General features: G+C 43.8%; 12 protein-coding genes. 7 read left to right on the plus strand and 5 right to left on the minus strand.

Annotation, left to right across the window (positions count from 1 at the left end; translation table 11 throughout):
* Positions 1-26: 26 nt before the first annotated feature.
* A complete protein-coding gene (gene pepN, locus ACMFL8_RS05695) occupies positions 27-2627 on the plus strand; it encodes an aminopeptidase N (RefSeq protein ID WP_413191371.1) in 2601 nt (866 codons plus the stop codon).
* Positions 2628-2801: 174 nt separating this feature from the next.
* Here the strand turns inward: pepN and ACMFL8_RS05700 are convergent, their stop codons facing one another.
* The gene (locus tag ACMFL8_RS05700; RefSeq protein ID WP_010201135.1) at positions 2802-3884 is read right to left on the minus strand and encodes a 3-deoxy-7-phosphoheptulonate synthase; all 1083 of its coding nucleotides are present in this window, start codon (positions 3882-3884) and stop codon (positions 2802-2804) included.
* Positions 3885-4279: 395 nt separating this feature from the next.
* On the opposite strand from ACMFL8_RS05700, the gene lpxB reads away from it, so the two are divergent.
* From lpxB to ACMFL8_RS05715, 3 genes are all read left to right on the plus strand, one after another.
* Complete coding sequence (gene lpxB, locus ACMFL8_RS05705; protein ID WP_413190324.1) at positions 4280-5599, plus strand: lipid-A-disaccharide synthase; 1320 nt, start codon at positions 4280-4282, stop codon at positions 5597-5599.
* A 213-nt stretch (positions 5600-5812) separates the two neighbouring features.
* On the plus strand, positions 5813-6679 hold the full coding sequence (locus ACMFL8_RS05710) for a ribonuclease HII (RefSeq protein WP_413190325.1): 867 nt from the start codon (positions 5813-5815) through the stop codon (positions 6677-6679).
* A gap of 335 nt (positions 6680-7014) precedes the next feature.
* A complete protein-coding gene (locus ACMFL8_RS05715) occupies positions 7015-8193 on the plus strand; it encodes a CAP domain-containing protein (protein WP_413190326.1) in 1179 nt (392 codons plus the stop codon).
* Positions 8194-8317: 124 nt separating this feature from the next.
* Here the strand turns inward: ACMFL8_RS05715 and ACMFL8_RS05720 are convergent, their stop codons facing one another.
* Positions 8318-8983, minus strand: a complete 666-nt coding sequence (locus ACMFL8_RS05720; RefSeq protein ID WP_413190327.1) for a DUF924 family protein — start codon at positions 8981-8983, stop codon at positions 8318-8320.
* Between the two features lie 159 nt (positions 8984-9142).
* Here ACMFL8_RS05720 and ACMFL8_RS05725 point away from each other — a divergent pair, with 159 nt between their 5' ends.
* Complete coding sequence (locus tag ACMFL8_RS05725; protein WP_413190328.1) at positions 9143-10381, plus strand: carboxynorspermidine decarboxylase; 1239 nt, start codon at positions 9143-9145, stop codon at positions 10379-10381.
* A 235-nt stretch (positions 10382-10616) separates the two neighbouring features.
* The gene (locus tag ACMFL8_RS05730; RefSeq protein ID WP_413190329.1) at positions 10617-11891 is read left to right on the plus strand and encodes a saccharopine dehydrogenase NADP-binding domain-containing protein; all 1275 of its coding nucleotides are present in this window, start codon (positions 10617-10619) and stop codon (positions 11889-11891) included.
* A 358-nt stretch (positions 11892-12249) separates the two neighbouring features.
* Here the strand turns inward: ACMFL8_RS05730 and rpoD are convergent, their stop codons facing one another.
* Positions 12250-14169 carry an RNA polymerase sigma factor RpoD gene (gene rpoD / locus ACMFL8_RS05735; RefSeq protein ID WP_413190330.1) on the minus strand — a complete coding sequence of 640 codons (1920 nt, stop codon included), beginning with the start codon at positions 14167-14169 and terminating at the stop codon, positions 12250-12252.
* A 474-nt stretch (positions 14170-14643) separates the two neighbouring features.
* The gene (locus tag ACMFL8_RS05740) at positions 14644-16833 is read right to left on the minus strand and encodes a DNA primase (protein ID WP_413190331.1); all 2190 of its coding nucleotides are present in this window, start codon (positions 16831-16833) and stop codon (positions 14644-14646) included.
* 423 nt (positions 16834-17256) lie between these two features.
* Between ACMFL8_RS05740 and ACMFL8_RS05745 the strand changes: the two genes are divergently transcribed.
* Positions 17257-18885, plus strand: coding sequence for an alkaline phosphatase (locus ACMFL8_RS05745; protein WP_413190332.1), 1629 nt, complete (start codon positions 17257-17259; stop codon positions 18883-18885).
* A 500-nt stretch (positions 18886-19385) separates the two neighbouring features.
* Here ACMFL8_RS05745 and ACMFL8_RS05750 read toward each other — a convergent pair whose 3' ends face one another.
* Positions 19386-20600, minus strand: a complete 1215-nt coding sequence (locus ACMFL8_RS05750) for an outer membrane protein assembly factor BamD (protein ID WP_413190333.1) — start codon at positions 20598-20600, stop codon at positions 19386-19388.
* Positions 20601-20895: the final 295 nt, after the last annotated feature.

Below are 20895 nucleotides of genomic sequence, written 5' to 3' on the forward strand. Positions count from 1 at the left end.
CTGATGCTCAAATTATCAATCCTGACATGCCAGATGTGCCGCCGCATGCACCAAGTAAAATCAACTTAAAAGATTATAAAAAACCAAGCTTCGATGTGGAAACGGTTGATTTAGATATTAAGCTGTTCGAAGATCATGCGCAGGTAGACAGCACCCTGAAGATGCTACGTCAAGCAGCAGGAGATCTCGTATTATTCGGTGAGGAGTTGGATCTAATCGCCGTTACGATGAATGGTAAGCCATTGACGGTTGAGAATTATCAACAGCAAGCAGGCACGTTGACGATTGCGAATGTACCTGATGAGCTTGTTTTAGAGATTCAAGTACGGATCTGCCCGCAGACCAATACCGCCCTCGAAGGACTTTATATGGCGGGTAGCGGCGACGACACCATGTTTGTGACTCAATGCGAGCCAGAAGGCTTTCGCAAGATTACTTTTTATCCAGATCGCCCTGATGTGCTCGCGATATTCACCACCCGTCTTGAGGCGGATAAGCGCTATCCGACACTACTAGCCAATGGGAACTTAGTTGAAGCAGGTGAGGTGGCCGATGCACCAGATCGTCATTATGCGATCTGGCACGATCCGACCAATAAACCAAGCTACCTGTTTGCCTGTGTCGTCGCTGATTTGGATGTATTGACGGATTCTTATACTACCAGCGAAGGTCGAGAAGTTTTGCTGGAAATATACGCCAAGTCTGCCGATATCGATAAGTGTGATGTCGGTATGCAAGCCCTAAAAGATTCTATGAAATGGGATGAGGTCAATTATGGTCGAGCCTATGATTTAGACCGCTATATGATTGTCGCCGTTAGTCAGTTTAATATGGGCGCGATGGAAAACAAGGGTCTCAATATTTTTAACACCGCTTGTGTGTTGTCTAGCCCTGAGACCACGACGGACTCGCGTAGCTTTAGTGTGAAAGCCATCATCGCGCATGAGTACTTTCATAACTGGACGGGCAATCGCATCACATGCCGTGATTGGTTCCAGTTGTGCTTGAAGGAAGGCCTTACCGTCTACCGTGATCAATCTTTTTCAGCCGATCAACAGTCAAGTGCCGTACAGCGTATTGATGATGTCGCGACTTTGCGTGCGCATCAGTTTGCTGAGGACGCAGGGCCGCTTGCACATCCTGTACGCCCTGAAAGTTTCGTCGAGATTAATAACTTTTATACGACGACCGTCTATGAAAAAGGCGCTGAAATCGTCCGTATGATTGCCAATACCTTGGGGGCAGATAACTTCCGTAAAGGTACGGATGAGTATTTCCGTCGTTACGATGGGCAAGCGGTTACCGTTGAGGACTTCTTGTCTGCGCTCAGTATTACTGATGATAAAATTGAAGACTTTATTGATTGGTATCGTCAGCCCGGTACACCAGTGGTGTCTGGTCATCAAGATTACGATAGCACCACGCAAACGTTAACCATTACTTTAAGTCAGCAAACCCGTCATGTTAGTGGTTTTGATGCGCCTAAACCTTTACCTATTCCCGTAGCGACCGCGTTATTTGACAAAGATTCTGGTGACATCATTACCGAGCGTATGCTGCTGCTCGATCAAGAAAAGCAAACCTTTGTCTTTGAAAATGTGGCTAGTGAGCCGGTCGTATCGCTGCTACGTGATTTCAGTGCGCCAGTCCAGCTTAATTATGATTATCAAGATGAAGATTTGGCATTTTTGCTTAAGCATGAAACCAATGGTTTTAACCGCTGGCAAGTGACACAAATGCTGGTAAATCGCATTTTACTACAGGGACGAGGCTCGAAAAGCAGTCCTGACGTCTATCTACAAGCAGTCGCCAAGACATTACCTACATTGGCTACTGACGATGCAATGTTGGCAGCGCGTTTGCTCGATATCCCATCCGCGCAAGAGCTGGCATCTGCTATTCATACAGATTACGACCCAGAATTGGTTAAACAACAGCGCGAAGGCTTATATCAACAGCTAGCAGATGCTTTAAAAAATCAATGGGCAACACTTTATAAACAGCTGCCCATGCAGTCTTATGAAGATAGTGCCGAGGCTCGTGGCACCCGTGCCTTGCGCAATGTGGTATTAGACATGGCATTGACGGCTAACGTTGATGGTGCCAATGAATGGGCACAGCAGCAGTATGATAATGCCAGCTGTATGACAGAGCGTTTCGGCGCGTTAAAGGTGATGGTCAATCATCAATTGGCAGATGCAAATGCCTATTTGGCAGACTTTTATAATCGCTTCCAAAATAATGATTTGGTCATCGATTTATGGTTTAGCGTGCAAGCATCAGCTGATACGGTCACTACTGAAGCTATCCAATCGCTGCTCACTCATACTGATTTTGATTGGAATACGCCTAATCGTGTGCGCTCAGTCATCAGTGCCTTTACCTCGCAGCCGACCGTCTTATGGACGGCAGAGGGTTTAGATATCTATATTGCTGTGATTAAAAAGTTGGATGATGCCAACCCGGTCTTAGCATCGCGTTTGTTGCAAGTGCTGGCACGCTGGAATACCTTGGCTGAGCCACGTCGTCAGATGGCGCATGATAAGCTGTTAGATTTACAGCAAGCCGTGTCTTCTAAACATGTGCTTGAAAGCTTAACGAGCGTACTAGGTGCCGCGAATAAGTAGGGTGGCTAGCTTAGGGCATATCCTCAATTTATCTCGTTTTCAAAGTGAGGACACGCCCTAAAAAAGCACATGATTTTATAAGTTAAAGCATAAAAAAAGCCCGTTTGACACTAATTATGTCAAACGGGCTTTTTGCTGAGTGGCTTAATAATGATTCATTATGGCCAATCGCCATTAACGGTTAGGCAATACATCTTTTACCATGTCACGTAGACTGTATAACGCAGTGACTGTGCTATCCCAATCTAAGCAACCATCGGTGATAGATTTACCATACTCAAGCTGGCTCAAATCAGCAGTAAGCTTTTGACTGCCGCCTTTTAGGTGACTCTCAATCATCATACCGATAATGGATTTGTTGCCATTTTGAATTTGCTCGGCGACGTTATTAATAACCATCGGCTGCAAGTACGGGTCTTTACCCGAGTTGGCATGGCTTGAATCAATCATAATCTTGCTATTGGTTTTGCCTTTTGCCAGCTCGTTTTCAACTTGCGCAACGGCTGTCTCATCATAGTTGGGCTTGCCATTACCACCGCGAAGTACCACGTGAGCGTAAGGGTTGCCTTTAGATTTGATGATAGAGACTTTGCCATCTGATGATAGCCCTAAGAAGCTATGGCCTTCTTTAACCGCTTGCATGGCGTTAACTGCGACTGTCATACCGCCGTCTGTACCGTTTTTGAAGCCAACTGGGCACGACAAGCCAGAGCTCATTTCGCGATGCGTTTGGCTTTCAGTGGTACGAGCGCCAATTGCTGACCAGCTGATCAAATCTTGCATGTACTGCGGGGTGTTTGGATCCAATGCTTCAGTCGCGCAAGGTAAGCCTTTTTCATTCAAATCAAGCAGTAACTTACGAGCGGTACGCAGACCCTTTTCGATATCAAAGCTGTCATTCATGTCAGGGTCGTTGATCATACCCTTCCAGCCGACCGTGGTACGTGGTTTTTCAAAATACACGCGCATCACAACAAATATGCTGTCTTCGATCTCTTTTGCCAATATAGCTAAGCGATCGGCATATTCGTGAGCGGCTTTGATATCGTGGATCGAGCAGGGGCCAATGACCACAAACAGACGCTTGTCTTTACCGTCCAAAATATCTTGGATAGTGTTACGACCTTTTAAAACGGTTTTGTAAGCTTCTTCTGATAAAGGCAGCTCAGTTTTTAGCTCATCGGGAGTGATCAAGGGAATAAATTTTTCAATATTCACGTCGTCAATATCTGCATTATGGGTAGCTGTAGTTGTCATGATTATATATCGTCTAGCTGATTTATAGGAATAATCATTATGAGGACAAAAGTGCTGGTTGACAAGGGCAGTCGTGCAGTTAATTGACTGATAACTGGAATGTCCAAACCAAAACTTAGTTATACTTGTATACACTTAACGCTATATTTGAATGTTCAATAGACCCTAATAACGGTCAGTTAGATTTTTGGAGGCTTAACGTTCAGCTTTTATGCGTGAATTTAGCTATTTGTATCATCGTCACGTATGATAGCAACATTAACGATAGAAGCTTAAAGCCATGCAGGCTAATAATGTGTATCGATCAAAAGGCACTATCGCTGATTTGCTACGTTATATTTTATAATAACGGTTCATTTATTTTATTTGTATATTTCTAATATTGAGAGCTTGTCATGACAGATTCTGCTACGTCTCATCACCAGACTGACCTTATTCATCAAACAGAGACGGATTTTCAGGTACCTAATATAAATGCTGCACCGCTGGTGATAGCCATCGTTGCAGGCGAGGTATCTGGTGACAGTTTGGGTGCAGATTTTATGCAGCAGATGAACAACCTGCGTGATGATATCGTCTGGGTAGGTGTAGGTGGTACAAAAATGCAAGCGCAAGGACTGCAAAGTATTTTTCCATTAGAACGTCTAGCAGTGATGGGCTTGGTGGAAGTCATGGCACAGCTGCCAGACTTGCTGAAAGCACGGCGCGAGCTATTGAGCGCATTTAAGACGGCCAATATTGACTGGTTTATCGGTATCGATGCGCCTGATTTTAATCTACGAGTCTCTAAAAAGTTAAAACCAAAAGGCGTCTTCTGTGTACAGTATGTGAGCCCTTCTATTTGGGCGTGGCGCGAGTCACGTATTCATAATATTAAAGCAGCGACCGACCTTGTGCTCTGCCTATTTCCGTTTGAGCTGCCAGTATATGAGCGCCATAATCATCCAGCGATATGTGTGGGTCATCCTTTACTACGTACTATTGATCAGGCATTGATAGAGACGCCCATCAATCAGAGGCGCAGTGAGTTGGTCTGGCACAACGATGGTTTGCAGCAGTTTTTTATCGAGCGGTTCGATGACGTTAGCCAGCTTATTTGTGTGATGCCAGGCTCTCGGCGCGGCGAGATAACGGCTATTTTGCCCCTCATGCTGGATGGCATTCAAAAGCTCATATTGTTAGATCCAAAGCTGTGTTTTATCATTCCGACGGTCGATCAAAATCATCAATATATTGTCCAAGATGTCATTGACCAGCGCTCAGAGCAGCTGCGTGCCGCGATCGTTGTGGTCTATGATGACAGTCAACCAGCATTCAGTCAGCAGGCCATGGCTGCATCGGATATCGTGATGCTGGCGTCAGGTACGGCAACGTTAGAGGCGATGCTGCTTGAGCGTCCAATGGTGGTGGTGTATCAATTAAATCAGCTGACCTATCAGATCGCCAAGCGTCTGGTCAAAGTTCCTTATGTGGCGCTACCCAATATCCTAGCCGACACCGCCATCGTACCTGAGCTGATACAAGAGCAGGCGAGTGGCGATAATATCTGTCGTACCGTCATGCGTCTCTTGCAACCGCGTGCTTACGCAGAGCAATTGAAAGCGCTTGTCGCAACCAAACAGCTATTACAGCAGCAAAGCAATCATTACCCTGCTGATAGCGTAATTGAGCAATGGTTTGTGCGAGAAAAGACCAGCATAAGCAGTAAGGGATAATTGTTCATCATCTATCTTCACTACTCTAGTGCGTGTCTTCAATTAACTCGATAGTCATCTAAATGGGCTAAATCTTGCACAAACACCGTCAAATAGCTGGTTAATATCCCGATATTATCTGCGCTATTTTTCTTGTTTGACGGCAATTTATCTCATTTTTATCACCATTTTTAAAATGAAGACATACCCTAATCAATAAGACAGCAAAAAATCATGAGCATTCAGAACGAAGTTAAAGATCTTATTATTCCGATTGACAGAAAAATTCAACAGATTGATATAAAATCTCAGTACATTGATTTAGCCCAACCTATCCATTTATATGGGCAAGTCAATGTGACTAAGCTGCTCGCTGAATATGGGATAAATAAAGAGCCACACTTAAATACCCAACAGCATGTAGAACGCTCAACGCTACAAATAGGTGTGGATGAAGCAGGGCGTGGCCCACTTCTAGGCAGCGTCAATGTTGCGGCGGCAATACTGCCTATGACTTGGGCAGGACTAATTGAGGCGCAACCGTTAAAAGACACACCTTTATCTATATTGACGGATTCTAAGCAGTTGAGCGAAAAAAAACGCGATATTCTCTATCCGTTGGTACAGCAGCATGCCATAGGTTTCATCATCGCTGACATTCCAGCAGCAGTCATCGATCAGGTCAATATTTTACAAGCGACGATGCTCGGTATGCGCTTATGTACGGAAGTATTGTTGGAAATTATTGCCAAACATATGGCTACCTCTATGATGCAGTTTGAGGTTTTGTTTGATGGTAATCGCTGCCCTGATATAGACTATGTGATGCTGGCCAAGTTAGGTATAGAAACCTCTGCAATTGACTGTCAAGCATGGGTAAAAGGAGACGCACGTCATACCAGCATTGCTGCAGCCAGTATATTGGCAAAAGTTAGCCGTGATACTGCCATGTATATGCTTGATACTGAGTACCCAGAATATGGTATTGCCAAACATAAAGGCTATCCGACCAAAGCACATATAGAAGCGATTGAAAAATATGGTGTGTTGCCAGCGCATAGACGTAGCTTTGCACCAGTACGAAAAGCGATAGAGAATTGAGGTTAAATAGAAAAAAATATATTTTATAAATAGCTCGTACATAATAATTTAATTTTACACGTTTAAAAAAATCCGTTTACTTATTAATAAGTAAACGGATTTTTTTAAACGTATAAAAGCATATATCTGTTGTAATACAATATATATTTAGTTATATTAAAAGCTGGCTAATTCATAATTAAGGTTGTGATGCTGATTTTTATCATAAGTCATATAGATAGTTTAAAATATTTTGGATGCTAAGGAAGGCACAGAATAATATTAATAACACATTAAGTGAGCCTGACACCGTATCCGATTTATATAAAATTCACCATTTTATAGGATAAGAGATCATGGTTAATACTTCTCAAAAAAACCTTACTGCAGTCATATTTTTGACGATGTTTTTAACGGCTTGTGGCGGTGGTGGCGGGGATTCAGATAGTAAGTCGAACAGTGCTACACCACCTGCTGCTATTCCAAATGAGACCGCGACTGATGAGCCTAGTGGTCAAAGTGACGATATTGTCAGTGACAATGATGCAAAAGCAGCATTAATAGCAAATAACACATTTAGTTTGGCACGTACTGGTTGTGGTCTTGGTGGTTTGTCCGTTGACCCCGCGCTTGCTAATATTGCAACGCAGCATGCCAAGTATATTAAGTATGTGTTTGCCAATAGTACGCCGACTGTCTTTAGTGCCCATTATGAAAACCAGATAGAAGATATCGCGGACGTTACCGGTCGTAACAACCCGTTTTTTAAAGGGCTTAGCTTTACAGATCGGCTAATACAAGCAAACTACAGAAACGTTCAATATGGTGTGATGGAGAATATTGCTCAATCTGCTTATTATAGCTCTGTAGGCAATATAATTGGCTCCGATATAGTGGCAGGTGCAATGGCTAAGTCGTTATTAGCAGCGCCTTATCATCTACGCTCTTTGATGTTGCCAGGCTCGAGTTTGACAGGGACGGGCATGGTCACTTATAAACCCTATCAAAAAGACAAGGCTAATAACCAAGGCTATGTGCTGGTGAACCATTCGGCAGTGATGGAGAAGAGTAAGGATAAAAAGGTTGAAGGAATATTCACTTATCCTTGTCAAGGCGTCAGTGGCACTGTGACTGCGCTGTATAACGAAACACCAAGTCCGGTCGAAGGAACGGGTCGCGATTTGCGAGATGACCCTATTGGGCAACCTATCTATATCAATATGCCTTCAGCTCAAACGATTGAACTCAGTAATATCAAGTTCCATGATGTCCAGCGTAATATTGATGTGCCTACTGAATTGCTCGATTATGGTCAAGATCCTCATAAAAACACCGTAAATGAGCTACCAGCAAACGAAGCTTTTATTTTACCTATTACAGACAATTTAAAAAGCTGCAACATTGCCAGCAAAAAAAATAAAAACTGTGGTCTTCATGGCAATAGTGAATATCGTGTCAGTTTTGATGTATTAGTGGATAATGCAACCTTAGAAAATAAACAATTTACCTTTAAAACGGGTACTGTAAATTATTGATGATTTCATATTTTTGATGTTTTCATTTTTTAACGATGACCATCATTACTGATTCGATTTTGCTGACTATTTTTTTCATATTAATTCGTGTTTAATACGCCTTAATATGAAAAAATAAATAGCATTAAAACGAAGAATTTGGCTGTTTTAAAAATATTTTTTCGTCACTAGTTGTTTCTCTACCTAGCGTTTCATTACGATGCGGATAACGACCGAACTGATCGATAACATCTTTATGACGATGTTCAAAGTCTAAAGTAGTCGCGTCATTTAGTTGCTCAAACAACGTCAAATAGCGCTCATGGATAACGGCTGATTCAGAATGCATAAACGGTATAATAGTAAATCGACGCCACTCCATCGGTAACGTGTCAAAATGCGGCTGTTGAATGGCTTCTTGTGCTAGTACCACTGCCATACTGTCTTGGGCAAAAGCGCACGCTTGCCCGCGGCATAGATTGCGTGAAAACTGATCTAAGACGATAATTTCTGCCAGACGTCCTGCCAAATTAGTCATTGAGCTATTCACATCATTGTGATTTTCAGACCATCGCCAAGGCGCACATTCACCGTGTTTTGCTGCCTGCCAGATTTTGCCAAACTTATCGTGAATACGCTGATCAAAATCATCATTTTTTGCAAACCAATGCTGCTCATTATTTTTATCAAACCAAAAATCCAACACTGCACGTGCATTAGGGTCGAGATGGGTCAAATCAATATTTCTGGATTCAAGTTTGGATAAGTTGGTTTGGCTGGCAGCGCTGGAATAATCGGTTGATAGTGACATAAGATATTCTAATTATGATGGATTTAGTCTACTATAGCGCACTTAATTAGCGATGTCACAATGCTAAGAAAGCACAGTACTAAAAAACGCTCATACTACAAACAAGCATTGTTATCACAAGCTTTACTACCGCATATACAAGCCATTAGGTTGTCTCTTATGAACTCAACAAAAAACACCAAACCAGTTTCGATGCCAACTTCGATACCAACGCCTTATTATCTGCTCGATGAAGCAGCAATCGTTACCAATATGCAGATAATTGCGCGACTTTGTGAGTTGTCTGGTGCAAAAGCGTTATTGGCGCTCAAATGCTTTGCTACGTGGGGCGTGTTTGATGTCATGCAACCCTATTTACATGGCACTACTTCGTCGTCACTCAATGAAGTGCGCTTGGGCTATGAGACCTTTGGCAATAATAGCGCTGATAAGAATGATGAAGGGAATGGTAAAGATAAAAAAGAAACGCATGCTTATAGCGTTGCCTATAGCGCTGATGAAATCGATGAAGTATTGAGCTATGCCGATAAGATTATCTTTAACTCTATCTCGCAGCTTAATGCGTTCAAAGACCAAGCTGGCGCAAAAAATATTCCAGTTGGGCTACGTTTAAACCCAAAGACTAGCAACTCATCGTTTATCATCGCTGACCCTGCGCGTCCTTTTAGCCGTCTTGGTGAGCATGATAAAGATAAGATTGCAGCAGTGCTTGCTGACATCACTGGAGTCATGATTCATAACAATTGTGAAAATGACAGTTTTGAGGCCTTTAGTGACAGTTTGACGGATATCGAAGACAGGTTTGGTGACGTTTTAGCACAGCTTGAGTGGGTCAGTTTGGGCGGTGGCATTCACTTTATCGCGCCTGATTATCCACTAGAAAAACTCGCCATGCGATTGAAAGATTTCAGTGAAAAATACGATGTGCAAGTCTATCTAGAACCAGGTGAGGCGAGCATTCATGGTGCTGGATCATTGGTCACGACGGTCTTAGATACGATGCACAACGGAAAAAACCTAGCCGTTGTTGACGCTTCTATCGAAGCGCATATGCTGGATTTGTTGATTTACCGTGAGTCAGCACCCATTGCGGCTATTAACGAAGCGTTGATTGATATTGTGCCTGCCGATATGGCTAAAACAGTGGACATTTCAGACAACACTATTATTTATGGTCGTTCTTGCTTGGCAGGTGATATCTTTGGCGAGTATGCCTTACCTAACCATTTACAGGTAGGCGATAAGATTGCCTTTGGTAATGCGGCGGGCTATACCATGGTGAAGAAAAACTGGTTCAATGGCGTCAATATGCCAGCGATTGTTATTCGTCGTTTGGATGGCAGTATTGATGTGCAGCGTGAGTTTGATTATCAAGATTATAAGGCGAGTTTGTCTTAGTATTCGCCGTTCGATGATGCTTGAGCACAACCAGATTGTATCTTAACCATTAATTATTGCCGAAAAGCCTGCAAAAATTGTTATAATCGCCACGGGCAAAACCAGCTATTTTTGCCCGACGGGTGCGTGGGTTTTCCTCGGTCTTCCTTTTTAATTCACGCATATCATTCACTCGTTTCTGTTTTGACTGGCCATTTCTTAGGCGATGACAGGGACACAAAGGAGGATTGTTGCATTGAATACCAACCAACAAGCTAAGCCCAACAAAAAAGATGTACTCATCATCGGAGCAGGCGGTGTCGCTCAAGTAGTCGCGCATAAATGTGCGATGCATAATGATGTGCTCGGCGAGATTCATATCGCCTCTCGTACTCAAGATAAGTGTGATGCTATTGCGCAAAGTGTCAAAGACAAAGGTAGTTTTAAACAAGCAGCTATTTTGCACACGCATCAAGTTGATGCCATGGACAGCCCAGCACTCATACAGTTGATACAAAATACTGGTGTGCAAATCGTTATCAATGTCGGCTCGTCATTTATCAATATGACAGTGCTAGAAGCCTGTATTGAGACAGGTGTTGCTTATATTGATACCGCTATTCATGAAGACCCACGCAAGATTTGCGAGACACCGCCATGGTATAACAACTATGAATGGCAGCGTAAACAGCGCTGTGCGGACAACAATATCACGGCGATTTTGGGTGCAGGATTTGATCCCGGCATGGTCAATGCTTACGCGCGTCTTGGCTATGACATGATGGATAAAGGCTCGGTGACTGATATTGATATTATTGATATCAATGCTGGCAGCCATGGTAAGTACTTTGCCACCAATTTTGACCCTGAGATTAATTTCCGCGAATTTACTGGCACGGTCTATTCTTGGCAGGACAGCAAGTGGCAATCTAATAAAATGTTTGAAGTAAAGCGTACTGATGATCTGCCCATCGTTGGTGTGCAAAATAGCTATTTAAGTGGTCATGATGAAGTGCACTCGTTGTCTGCTAACTTGGATGTGCCCAACATCCGCTTTTGGATGGGCTTTGGTGAGCACTATATTAATGTATTTACGGTATTACAAAGTTTAGGTCTACTCTCTGAGCAGCCAGTAATGACCGCTGAAGGACAAGAAGTCATTCCGTTGAAAGTGGTCAAAGCAGTACTACCAGACCCAAGCTCGCTTGCGCCAAATTATACGGGCAAGACTTGCATCGGTGACAAAGTCAAAGGCACCATTAACGGCATCGATACTGAGGTGTTTATTTATAATATCTCAGATCATGAAGACGCTTATAATGAAGTCGGTAGCCAAGGTATTTCTTATACCGCAGGTGTGCCACCCGTCGCCGCCGCGATGCTGGTCGCGACTGGCGAATGGGACGCTGGCAAGATGGTTAATATCGAAGAGCTAGATGCTAAGCCGTTTATTAACCTACTTAATAAGATTGGTTTGCCAACACGTATCAAAGATAGCGAAGGCGATAGAGCACTAGCGTTCGACATTTAATACGTTATCTGCATTCAAAAAAAGCTCGTTTAAATTCTCAGTCAGAGAGTTAAACGGGCTTTTTTGTGTGGTTTGTGTCGTTTAAATTGAGATGTGTCTAAAATTGATATCAGCAATGCGTGATGTATCGATATGACTTTTTACTGACTATATTTAATGAACGTCTCATGATTGGGAAGATTATCATTATTGGTATGGTGATTTGCCTATTTGATGTGTTAATTGGTGGTCACGCTTAATAATCATTATCATGAGGTATCTAACAGGCACAAAAAAGCCGAGATATACTCGGCTTTTTTAATGCTTTCTTGATAGATATTTAAGACCTATTGTCTAAGCTCAATACTTTCTTGAGAATCTAGTCATTTTCAAGGAAAGAGCGCAAGTGCTCAGAGCGTGAAGGATGACGCAATTTACGTAGTGCTTTTGCCTCGATCTGACGAATACGCTCACGCGTCACATCAAACTGCTTACCAACTTCTTCCAGCGTATGATCCGTTGGCATATCGATACCGAAACGCATTTTTAGCACACGCGCTTCACGTTCAGTCAAGTTACCCAACACATCACGGGTAGCTTCACGTAGACCAGCAGACGTCGCATCATCGACAGGACTTGAGATCGTACCATCTTCGATGAAATCACCTAGATGCGAATCTTCATCGTCACCGATTGGTGTCTCCATAGAGATAGGCTCTTTAGCGATCTTTAGTACTTTACGGACTTTGACTTCGTCCATCTCTAAGCGTTCGCCTAATTCCTCAGGCGTCGGCTCGCGTCCCATTTCTTGTAGTAGCTGACGTGAGACACGGTTGATTTTGTTGATAGTCTCAATCATATGCACAGGAATACGGATGGTACGCGCCTGATCCGCGATAGAGCGGGTAATCGCCTGACGAATCCACCAAGTGGCGTAGGTCGAGAACTTATAACCACGACGGTATTCAAATTTATCGACGGCTTTCATCAGACCAATATTACCTTCTTGGATAAGATCCAAGAACTGTAGACCACGGTTGGTGTATTTTTTAGCAATAGAAATAACCAGACGTAGGTTGGCTTCGACCATTTCTTTCTTAGCGCGGCGAGCTTTTGCTTCACCAACAGCCATACGGCGTGCGACATCTTTCATGTCGTGGATTTTCATGTCGAGCTGCTGCTCGTAATCCCGAATTTTGCGCTGTAATAAAATCACGTCATCGGTGACTTTTTCTAGAGTGCCAGCAAACGCAGGCTTACCTTTAATACGCTCAATGAGCCAATCAACGTTGGTTTCGTTACTAGGGAAGGTCTTGCGGAACTCGTCACGCGGCATACGACCACGGCGAATGACCAAACGCATGATTTGACGTTCTTGCTTACGCACATCGTCATACACGTCATGCATAATAGCCATGACTTGATCTGACAAGCGGTTGTTTAGCTTTAGCATCATAAAGCGCTCAGCAAGTAGAGCATACGCTGTGTCAGCCTGTACGCTACCACGGCCATAATCGAGCAAGGCTTGCTTGGCTTTGATAAATAGATTTTCGATCTCTTCTAGACGTAGGCGTACTTCTTCTGGATCGATACCGCCAGTTTCTTCTTCCTCTTCCTCAGCGTCGTCAATATCATCAGAGTCGTCGTCATCGAGATCCTCTTTAGCATTGGCTTTTGGCTTGACTGGTGGTGGGTTTTCTTTTTCTTCTTTGATGCGTTCTCTTTCTTCTTTTGCCGCCTCTTTGGCTTCTTGTGCGGCTATTTTGTCTTCTTCAGTTTCAGGATCCAAAAAGCCAGTAATAACATCAGAGAGCTTTTTGTCACCATCTTGTACTTTTTGATATTCATCAAGGACGAATTGTACTGTACCAGGCCAATAAGACATGGCATGCTGCACGTCACGAATACCTTCTTCGATACGCTTGGCAATAACAATCTCGCCCTCACGGGTTAGCAAATCGACCGTACCCATTTCACGCATATACATACGCACAGGGTCGGTGGTACGACCTGGATCGGTTTCAACTGCGGCTAATACAGCGGCGGCTTCGTCTGCTGCCGACTCATCATCACTCGAATCATCGTTCATCAAGATGTCATCGGCATCAGGTGCAGATTCAAAGATTTTAATACCAACGTCGGTCAGCATTTGCACAATATCTTCGATCTGATCGCTTTCGGTAATAGAGTCGGGCAGTTGGTCATTCACCTCAGCATAGGTTAAATACCCTTGCTCTTTACCCATTTGGATTAAGGTGGCCAGTTGAGATGTGGACTTAGAAACTGACTTATCGTTCATAAATACTCGCTTACTTGCATCGGACATTTTTATATTGTGACGCGCTATCGCTGGCTGGGTGCGTTGATCTTATCAATCGATTGATCAAAATGTGGCGTAGAGGTTGTCAATAATATCAAAAATGAGTGGATATGAATAAAGGCTCAAAACACTACAATAACAGGGCTAAAAAACCACTAAAAAACTGTTAAAAATATATCAAAAATAATAATTGCTAAAAATAATACTTAAAATTCGTGCTTAACGATGCATGCTTATCATTATTTCGTAAGCCATGCCATAAATAGTTAGCGACACAGTTTAACACAGACCAGTGTAATCAAGCACGAGGTAGTGAATGCTCGCTACCATTTTTTACTATCTGCTTAACGATAAAGAAACGGTCTGAGCGACTGACCATAATCATTATTAGTGGGGTCAATCATCATACTTTTAAAGGGCTGGCATTTTATAAAACATAAATAACACCAAATATTAAGACTGAACCGTGACCATCTGCGCTGATTGTTCGGCTTGCTGTGCACGTAGCCAATCATTTAATAACTGTGACTGCTTACGAACTATCGCTAGCTTAATGTGGTCAGGGTTTTTGATCAGCTCTTGCATCTTTTTTTGCAAATGTAACTTAAGCAATTGCATGACTAAATTTTCGACCAATTCATCGAGGCTTAAAATATTTCTTGCCGTTAACGTTTTATAAAACCCACCCCAACTACGGCTGAGTGTCTCTTGAGTCATCGGCTGTACGTTAGATAATATAAAGTGTGCTGCTGCGTTAGCATCTGTTGGTAGATATGTTAGGCAACGCTTGATCGTACTGACAATATCCAACAGGTCGGTATCTTGCAGGTCTTCCCAAGCAAGTGGACGAAGGGTATCGCTCGCAGCTTTCTGTTTGATATGCGCAGGCAGCTGTAAGTCACTGATACCTGCTTGTTGCCAAATCGATTCAATAGGGTCTTCGAGTAAGGCGCGCGGTTGGAATAAAAAGCACAGCTGCAACTGCTGGCTGATGGTCATGTCACCATCAAAATCTAGCAGGGCGTCTTTCGCTTCGATGTTTTGACTGCGTTTACCACCAAGCTTTTGATAAATGTCATTATTCAGCAGGTAACGAAAGCTACTGCCTTTGGGAAGCGCCATGGTTAGTGAGCGTACCTGTGACATCAGCTTGGCTTTGCCTTCTACCAAGGTCAAATCGTAACGTTCGCTTAAGTAGGCAAAAATATACTGTGACAGCGGCATGGCATTTTTGATTTGCTCCCGCATGGCGTCACCGCCCTGACTTTTGATAAAAGTATCAGGGTCATGATTATTCGGTAAGGTCAAAAACCGCAGCTCTTTATCATCAGCCAGTACAGGCAGAGCAACTTCTAGCGTGCGCCAAGCGGCTTTTTGTCCAGCACTATCACCATCAAAACTCAATGTGAGGGTTGGGTTGAGGGTTAATAGCCGTGATATTTGGCTCTCATTAATCGCTGTACCCATAGAAGCAATTGCGCCATAGATACCGGCTTGGTAAAGGGCAATCACATCCATATAACCTTCGACCACTAACCAGCTGTCTGCGCGCTGCTGGCGAGATTCATAATAGCCATACAGTACGTGCTGCTTATGAAAAACGGGCGAGTCGGAGGAGTTAATGTATTTAGGCTTCACTTCATCATCGAGCGCGCGACCACCAAAGCCAATGGTGCGGCCTTGATTGTCTCGAATTGGAAAAATCACCCGATCACGTAGTAGATCATAATCGCGTCCGGACTCCGATTGGCGAACCAGACCTAGAGCTTTGAGTCCTTCAATGTCCTGCGGAAACTGATGCTCAAGATGCTGCCAACCAAATGGCGCATAGCCTAGACCGAAAGTCTCAAAGATGTCTTCCGTGATACCACGCGATAAAAAGTAATGTTTGGCATGAGGGTGGGTCGTCAGACTGTGCTGATAAAAATGCTGAATTTGCTCTAACAGATCGTATAGGTTTCCGTCTTTATCAGAGACACTATTATCACTAGGTAAGCCTGCACCAACATTGGTATCGGTCAACCATGCAGGTGGAGCACTATTATCAGCTGTGTCTTGATAATCGGTGGGATAAGAATCCGTCGGGTAAGGCGCTGAATCGTAAGCGTCTAACGATGGATAACCGTCGTAGCTGTCTTCATAGCTATTGTCATAACTGGTGTCATGGCTATTGCTGTCATTATAAGTAGGCTGATCTGCATAATTTTTCTGCTGATAATCAGGCGCTATGCTTGATGGTAATTGCTCATCGGCAGTTGGCTGAAATTTAACGGTTTCAGCCGGCGCACGCGTGGTAGGTTTTATAGCAGGTTGTTTTTTTGTGCGCTGATAACTGACGTTTTGCTGTTCTTCTTTTGGGACTTCAATACCGGTTTGTTTTGACAGTTCATTGACCGCTTCAATAAAAGTGAGGTTCTCATAATCACGTAAAAAACTGATGGCATTGCCGCCGACACTACAGCCAAAGCAGTGGTAAATGTTTTTTTGTGGATTGACATAAAAAGAAGGCGATTTTTCACCATGAAAAGGGCAGCAGCCCTTAAACTCACTTCCAGCACGTTTAAGCGTCGTGTGACGCCCAATAATACTGATTAAGTCAGCTTGGCTATTTAATTGTTCGAGAATGTGGTTTGGAATGCTCATAAGGACGCATATTTTACCACAAGGTCTACATACAATTCATAAATGGGGACTACCGATACCTAAAATAGTTTCAGACTAGGTGAGAAACCGCTTAATTTGTCATGAAATTCGGTGCAAGATTGTAACAGAAGTGTGTTAGTGTGTTCGTTTGAACTCTCTCTCACTGCAATGAGCATCCATTTTATAGGGAAGTTATTAAGAGAGCGGTATGAGTTCAATGAGCCATGGAGTGCGCGTACTTCATGAAGATTTGCGTAAAAAACCCTGTCTGCTAATTCTGCTGTAGGTAAAAAACAGTGAAATAATCGGCGCCGTTGGTGACCGAGATCTACCCCATGATAGATAAACATCTGGACGACAGCTAAGGCAGCAGTAGCCGCACCCAAATAGCCATAAAAACACAAACCGCAATGGGATTTGATTATGAACGTCCGTAAAGCCACAGCAGCAGGGTTGGTCACAACCTACCTCATGCTGACAGCGTGTACAACAATGCAGTCCGCGCCGCAAGCAGTACAATCCACGCCGGAAAAAGCCAAAAATGTCATTATGATCATTGGTGACGGTATGGGGCCACAACAAGTTGGTCTACTATTGGCGTATGCCAAGCAAGCGCCAAATTCGGTAATCACCGACGGCACGACAGCCTTTGACCGAATCGCCGCCAACGGCCGTATGGGTATTTCCATGACCCACGCCAACAACAACCTAGTGGTCGATTCTGCCGCTTCCGCCACACAACTGGCAACCGGTCAGCTAGCTGGCGCTGAGATGGTTGGCACAAATAAAGACGGTAATAGCGCAGAAAGCATACTGGAAAAGGCCAAAAAACTAGGAAAATCTACCGGGCTGGTGTCCGATACCCGTATTACTCATGCAACCCCAGCAGGCTTTGCCGCGCACCAGAGTCACCGCAGTCTGGAAAATGAAATTGCGGTTGATCTGCTGAACAATAACGTAGATGTCATGTTGTCCGGCGGTCTGCGTTACTGGATTCCTGAATCCGCTAATGACGAGCAATCAGCTGTCCGCCAAGAATTGGAAGTGCTATCAGAAGGTAGCGTCGTTATTAAATCTAAGCGTAAAGACAACCGAAACTTGATCGCCGAAGCACAGCAGAAGAACTATGACCTAGCATTCAATCGCTCACAGATGGAAAAGGCCGACGGCAAGATACTCGGCCTGTTTGCTTACTCAGCGTTGCCAAACGGTATTACCGAGCACCAAACTAAGAATGACCCCGCACGCACTATACCAACGCTGAAAGAAATGTCAGAAAAAGCGATTAATTCGTTGTCCAAAAACGATAAAGGCTTTTTTCTGATGATCGAAGCTGGGCAAATCGATTGGGCAGGGCATTACAACGACACTGGCACTATGCTGCACGAAATGCTGCGGTTGAACGAAACACTTAATCACGTATTGGATTGGGCGGAAGGCCGTGACGATACTCTTGTTGTGGTGACTGCCGATCACGAAACAGGTGGCTTTGGCTTCAGCTATTCTGCTAACGATCTACCCCATGGACGTGACCTACCGGGCAACGTGTTCAAAGAGCAACAGTTTCAACCACTCTTCAACTTCGGCGACGTAGCGACCCTCGATAAACTATACGAGCAGAAGTCCTCCTACGGCGATATCTTCTATAGCCAGTTCGATGCATTAGAAGCAGACCAGCAAACACCTGCTAGCTTAGCCCGTATTGTAAACGCTGAAACTGGTTTCGATATCACCGAAGCTCAGGCCAAGCGAGTGCTCGCAACCGAAGACAATCCTTTTTATACCGAAGGCCATCCTTATCTGAGCACCAAAACTGTCCCAAAAATGAACGCTAACGGCGCCTTTTTCGCTTACCAAACTGACGACAATCGCCAGAATCTGCTGGCTCGCGAAGTGGCAGAACAGCAAAATGTAGTTTGGGCCACCGGCACCCACACCAATACACCGGTACTAGTATTCACCCAAGGCCCGGGAGACACTACCGCACCCTTTGGTAAGGTGCTGCATCACACAGAAGTAGGTCAACACGCTATTGAAGCACTAGAAGACTAATAACCGCCTGAAGACCTTTTGAATACCTTACCGGCCCTCGATACTTATCGGGGGCCGGTCTACTTTTAGTATCTTTCTTATCTTCTGCGAACTGAGGATATAGACTCGCTGCGGTTCATGTTGCCCATGTCCTCGATTCCTATAATATTATGCCACTACAGTATGGTTGACTTTAAGAAATAAAAAAGTCACGCGATTATATGATGAGGGTTGGAAACGTTGGGCATAAAATGAGGGAACACGTGAAGAGTTTTTAGGCTGAGCTCGTACGTGTCGTTATCGGTGCAATGAGATGCGATCATCATGCGAGTGGAAATGCTGTGATCAATATTTTTAACCCATTTAGGTGCTTTCGTTCAGATTGAGGGCACACCCTAGTATGAACTAAATAAGGCCAACATGAGCGTTGGCCTTATTTAGTTCATACTGTTTCTTAATATGTTAAAAAGAAAAAATGCTATCTTAATTAACGTAGATAAGCCATCTTAACTCTAGAGCATTTATTCATCATCCATATCGGTACTATCGACATTTGGATTTGATGGCGTGATACCAACACCTTGGTCAGATAGCGTTGTACGGCGTGTAGGGTTAATATTTTGTGGATCTACATTCGCTTCTCTAGCGGTAGAGCCAGTGCTCGATTGGCTAGTCACGCGCTCAGTTGATGCCTCAGGCAGACCCAAGCCTACATTGATGCCATTACCACGTGTAGGAGAAGTATTGGCTATCGGTGCGTTGGCAGACGTAGTGTTTTCGCTAGGCAATCTCAATTGACTGGCATTACGAATAACTTGAGTTTTGGTCGCGCCAGTATAATTGCCTTCAGAGACCGAGCTGTCTTTAATACCTGAACGACCAAGCTTACCAAAGGTTAGCTTGTTAAACCAAGTGCGGTCACGTTTGGTATTGAGCTTAACGCGTCCATCATTGGTCAGCCAATTCGGATAGTTGATCTGTAGTAGGGTTTTGTATTCTTTTGCCAAGTCCGTTAGCCCCAGTTTTTCATGGCTATAGGCCAAAATGGCGATGGCTTCGGGTACAGATTCACTCAGTGGATAGTATTGAAACACCCATTTGGCACGGTTGACAGCGGCGACATAAGCCTCACGTTCAATATACCAACTGGCGGCACTCAGCTCACTTTCGGCAAACTGGTTATAAATGAAGGTCATACGCTGCGCAGCATCTGGCGTATAAGGACTATTTGGGTACTTATTAATGAGCTCTTGGAAGTTAGCAAAAGCGATACGCAGATAGGCAGTATCACGTTCAGCTTGGTTCAGCTTGAACAGTTTAAGGCCTTCAGATGAGCCTTGCATATTGGCGACACCGCGCACGTAATAGGCGTAACTGACCTGAGGGTTAGAAGGGTAGAGACCGATAAACTGATCGGCACTAGCCGCTGCCAATTCGAACTTACCGCTTTCATACTGGGCATACATCATATCGAGCAGGGCTTGCTCAGCATATTGTCCGGTAGGATAAAAGGTACGCAGATTGGTCAAGTCTTCAATCGCTTGAATATAACGAGATTTATCAATCTGAGCGATGGCATCGTTATAGTAGCCTTGCTCTGACTTTTCCGCAGTTTCGACTGCATCGACGTCTTTGTTGGTCAGGTTCTTAAAAGTTTGACAACCCACCAAGTTGACACTTATTGCAAGCAGGGTGATTGAGGACAGTTTGATAAACGTATTGCCAACAGCGTGCATACTTCTTCTCCGACACAAGGCGCATAATAGCAGCGACGCTATCATACTATATATAAGGTTAATAATAAAAACGATGCTTATCGCACCAGTTAACTGTCTATTATTGAGCGTGCTAGTGGTTAAAACGACTCGTAATTGACATGATTTTTATCAAAGGCAGTTTTTGCTATGACCTATTAAGAGGGACGTTTTTAAAAATACCGTGCCATAGCATACAGTAAAATAACGCTTACTTTATAGAATAACCACCGTTTCGTCTATTTTTTCGTCATCTATTTTGCAGTTCATTTATCTA

This window comes from Psychrobacter sp. AT9, from assembly GCF_047272965.1.
Classification (GTDB): domain Bacteria; phylum Pseudomonadota; class Gammaproteobacteria; order Pseudomonadales; family Moraxellaceae; genus Psychrobacter; species Psychrobacter glaciei.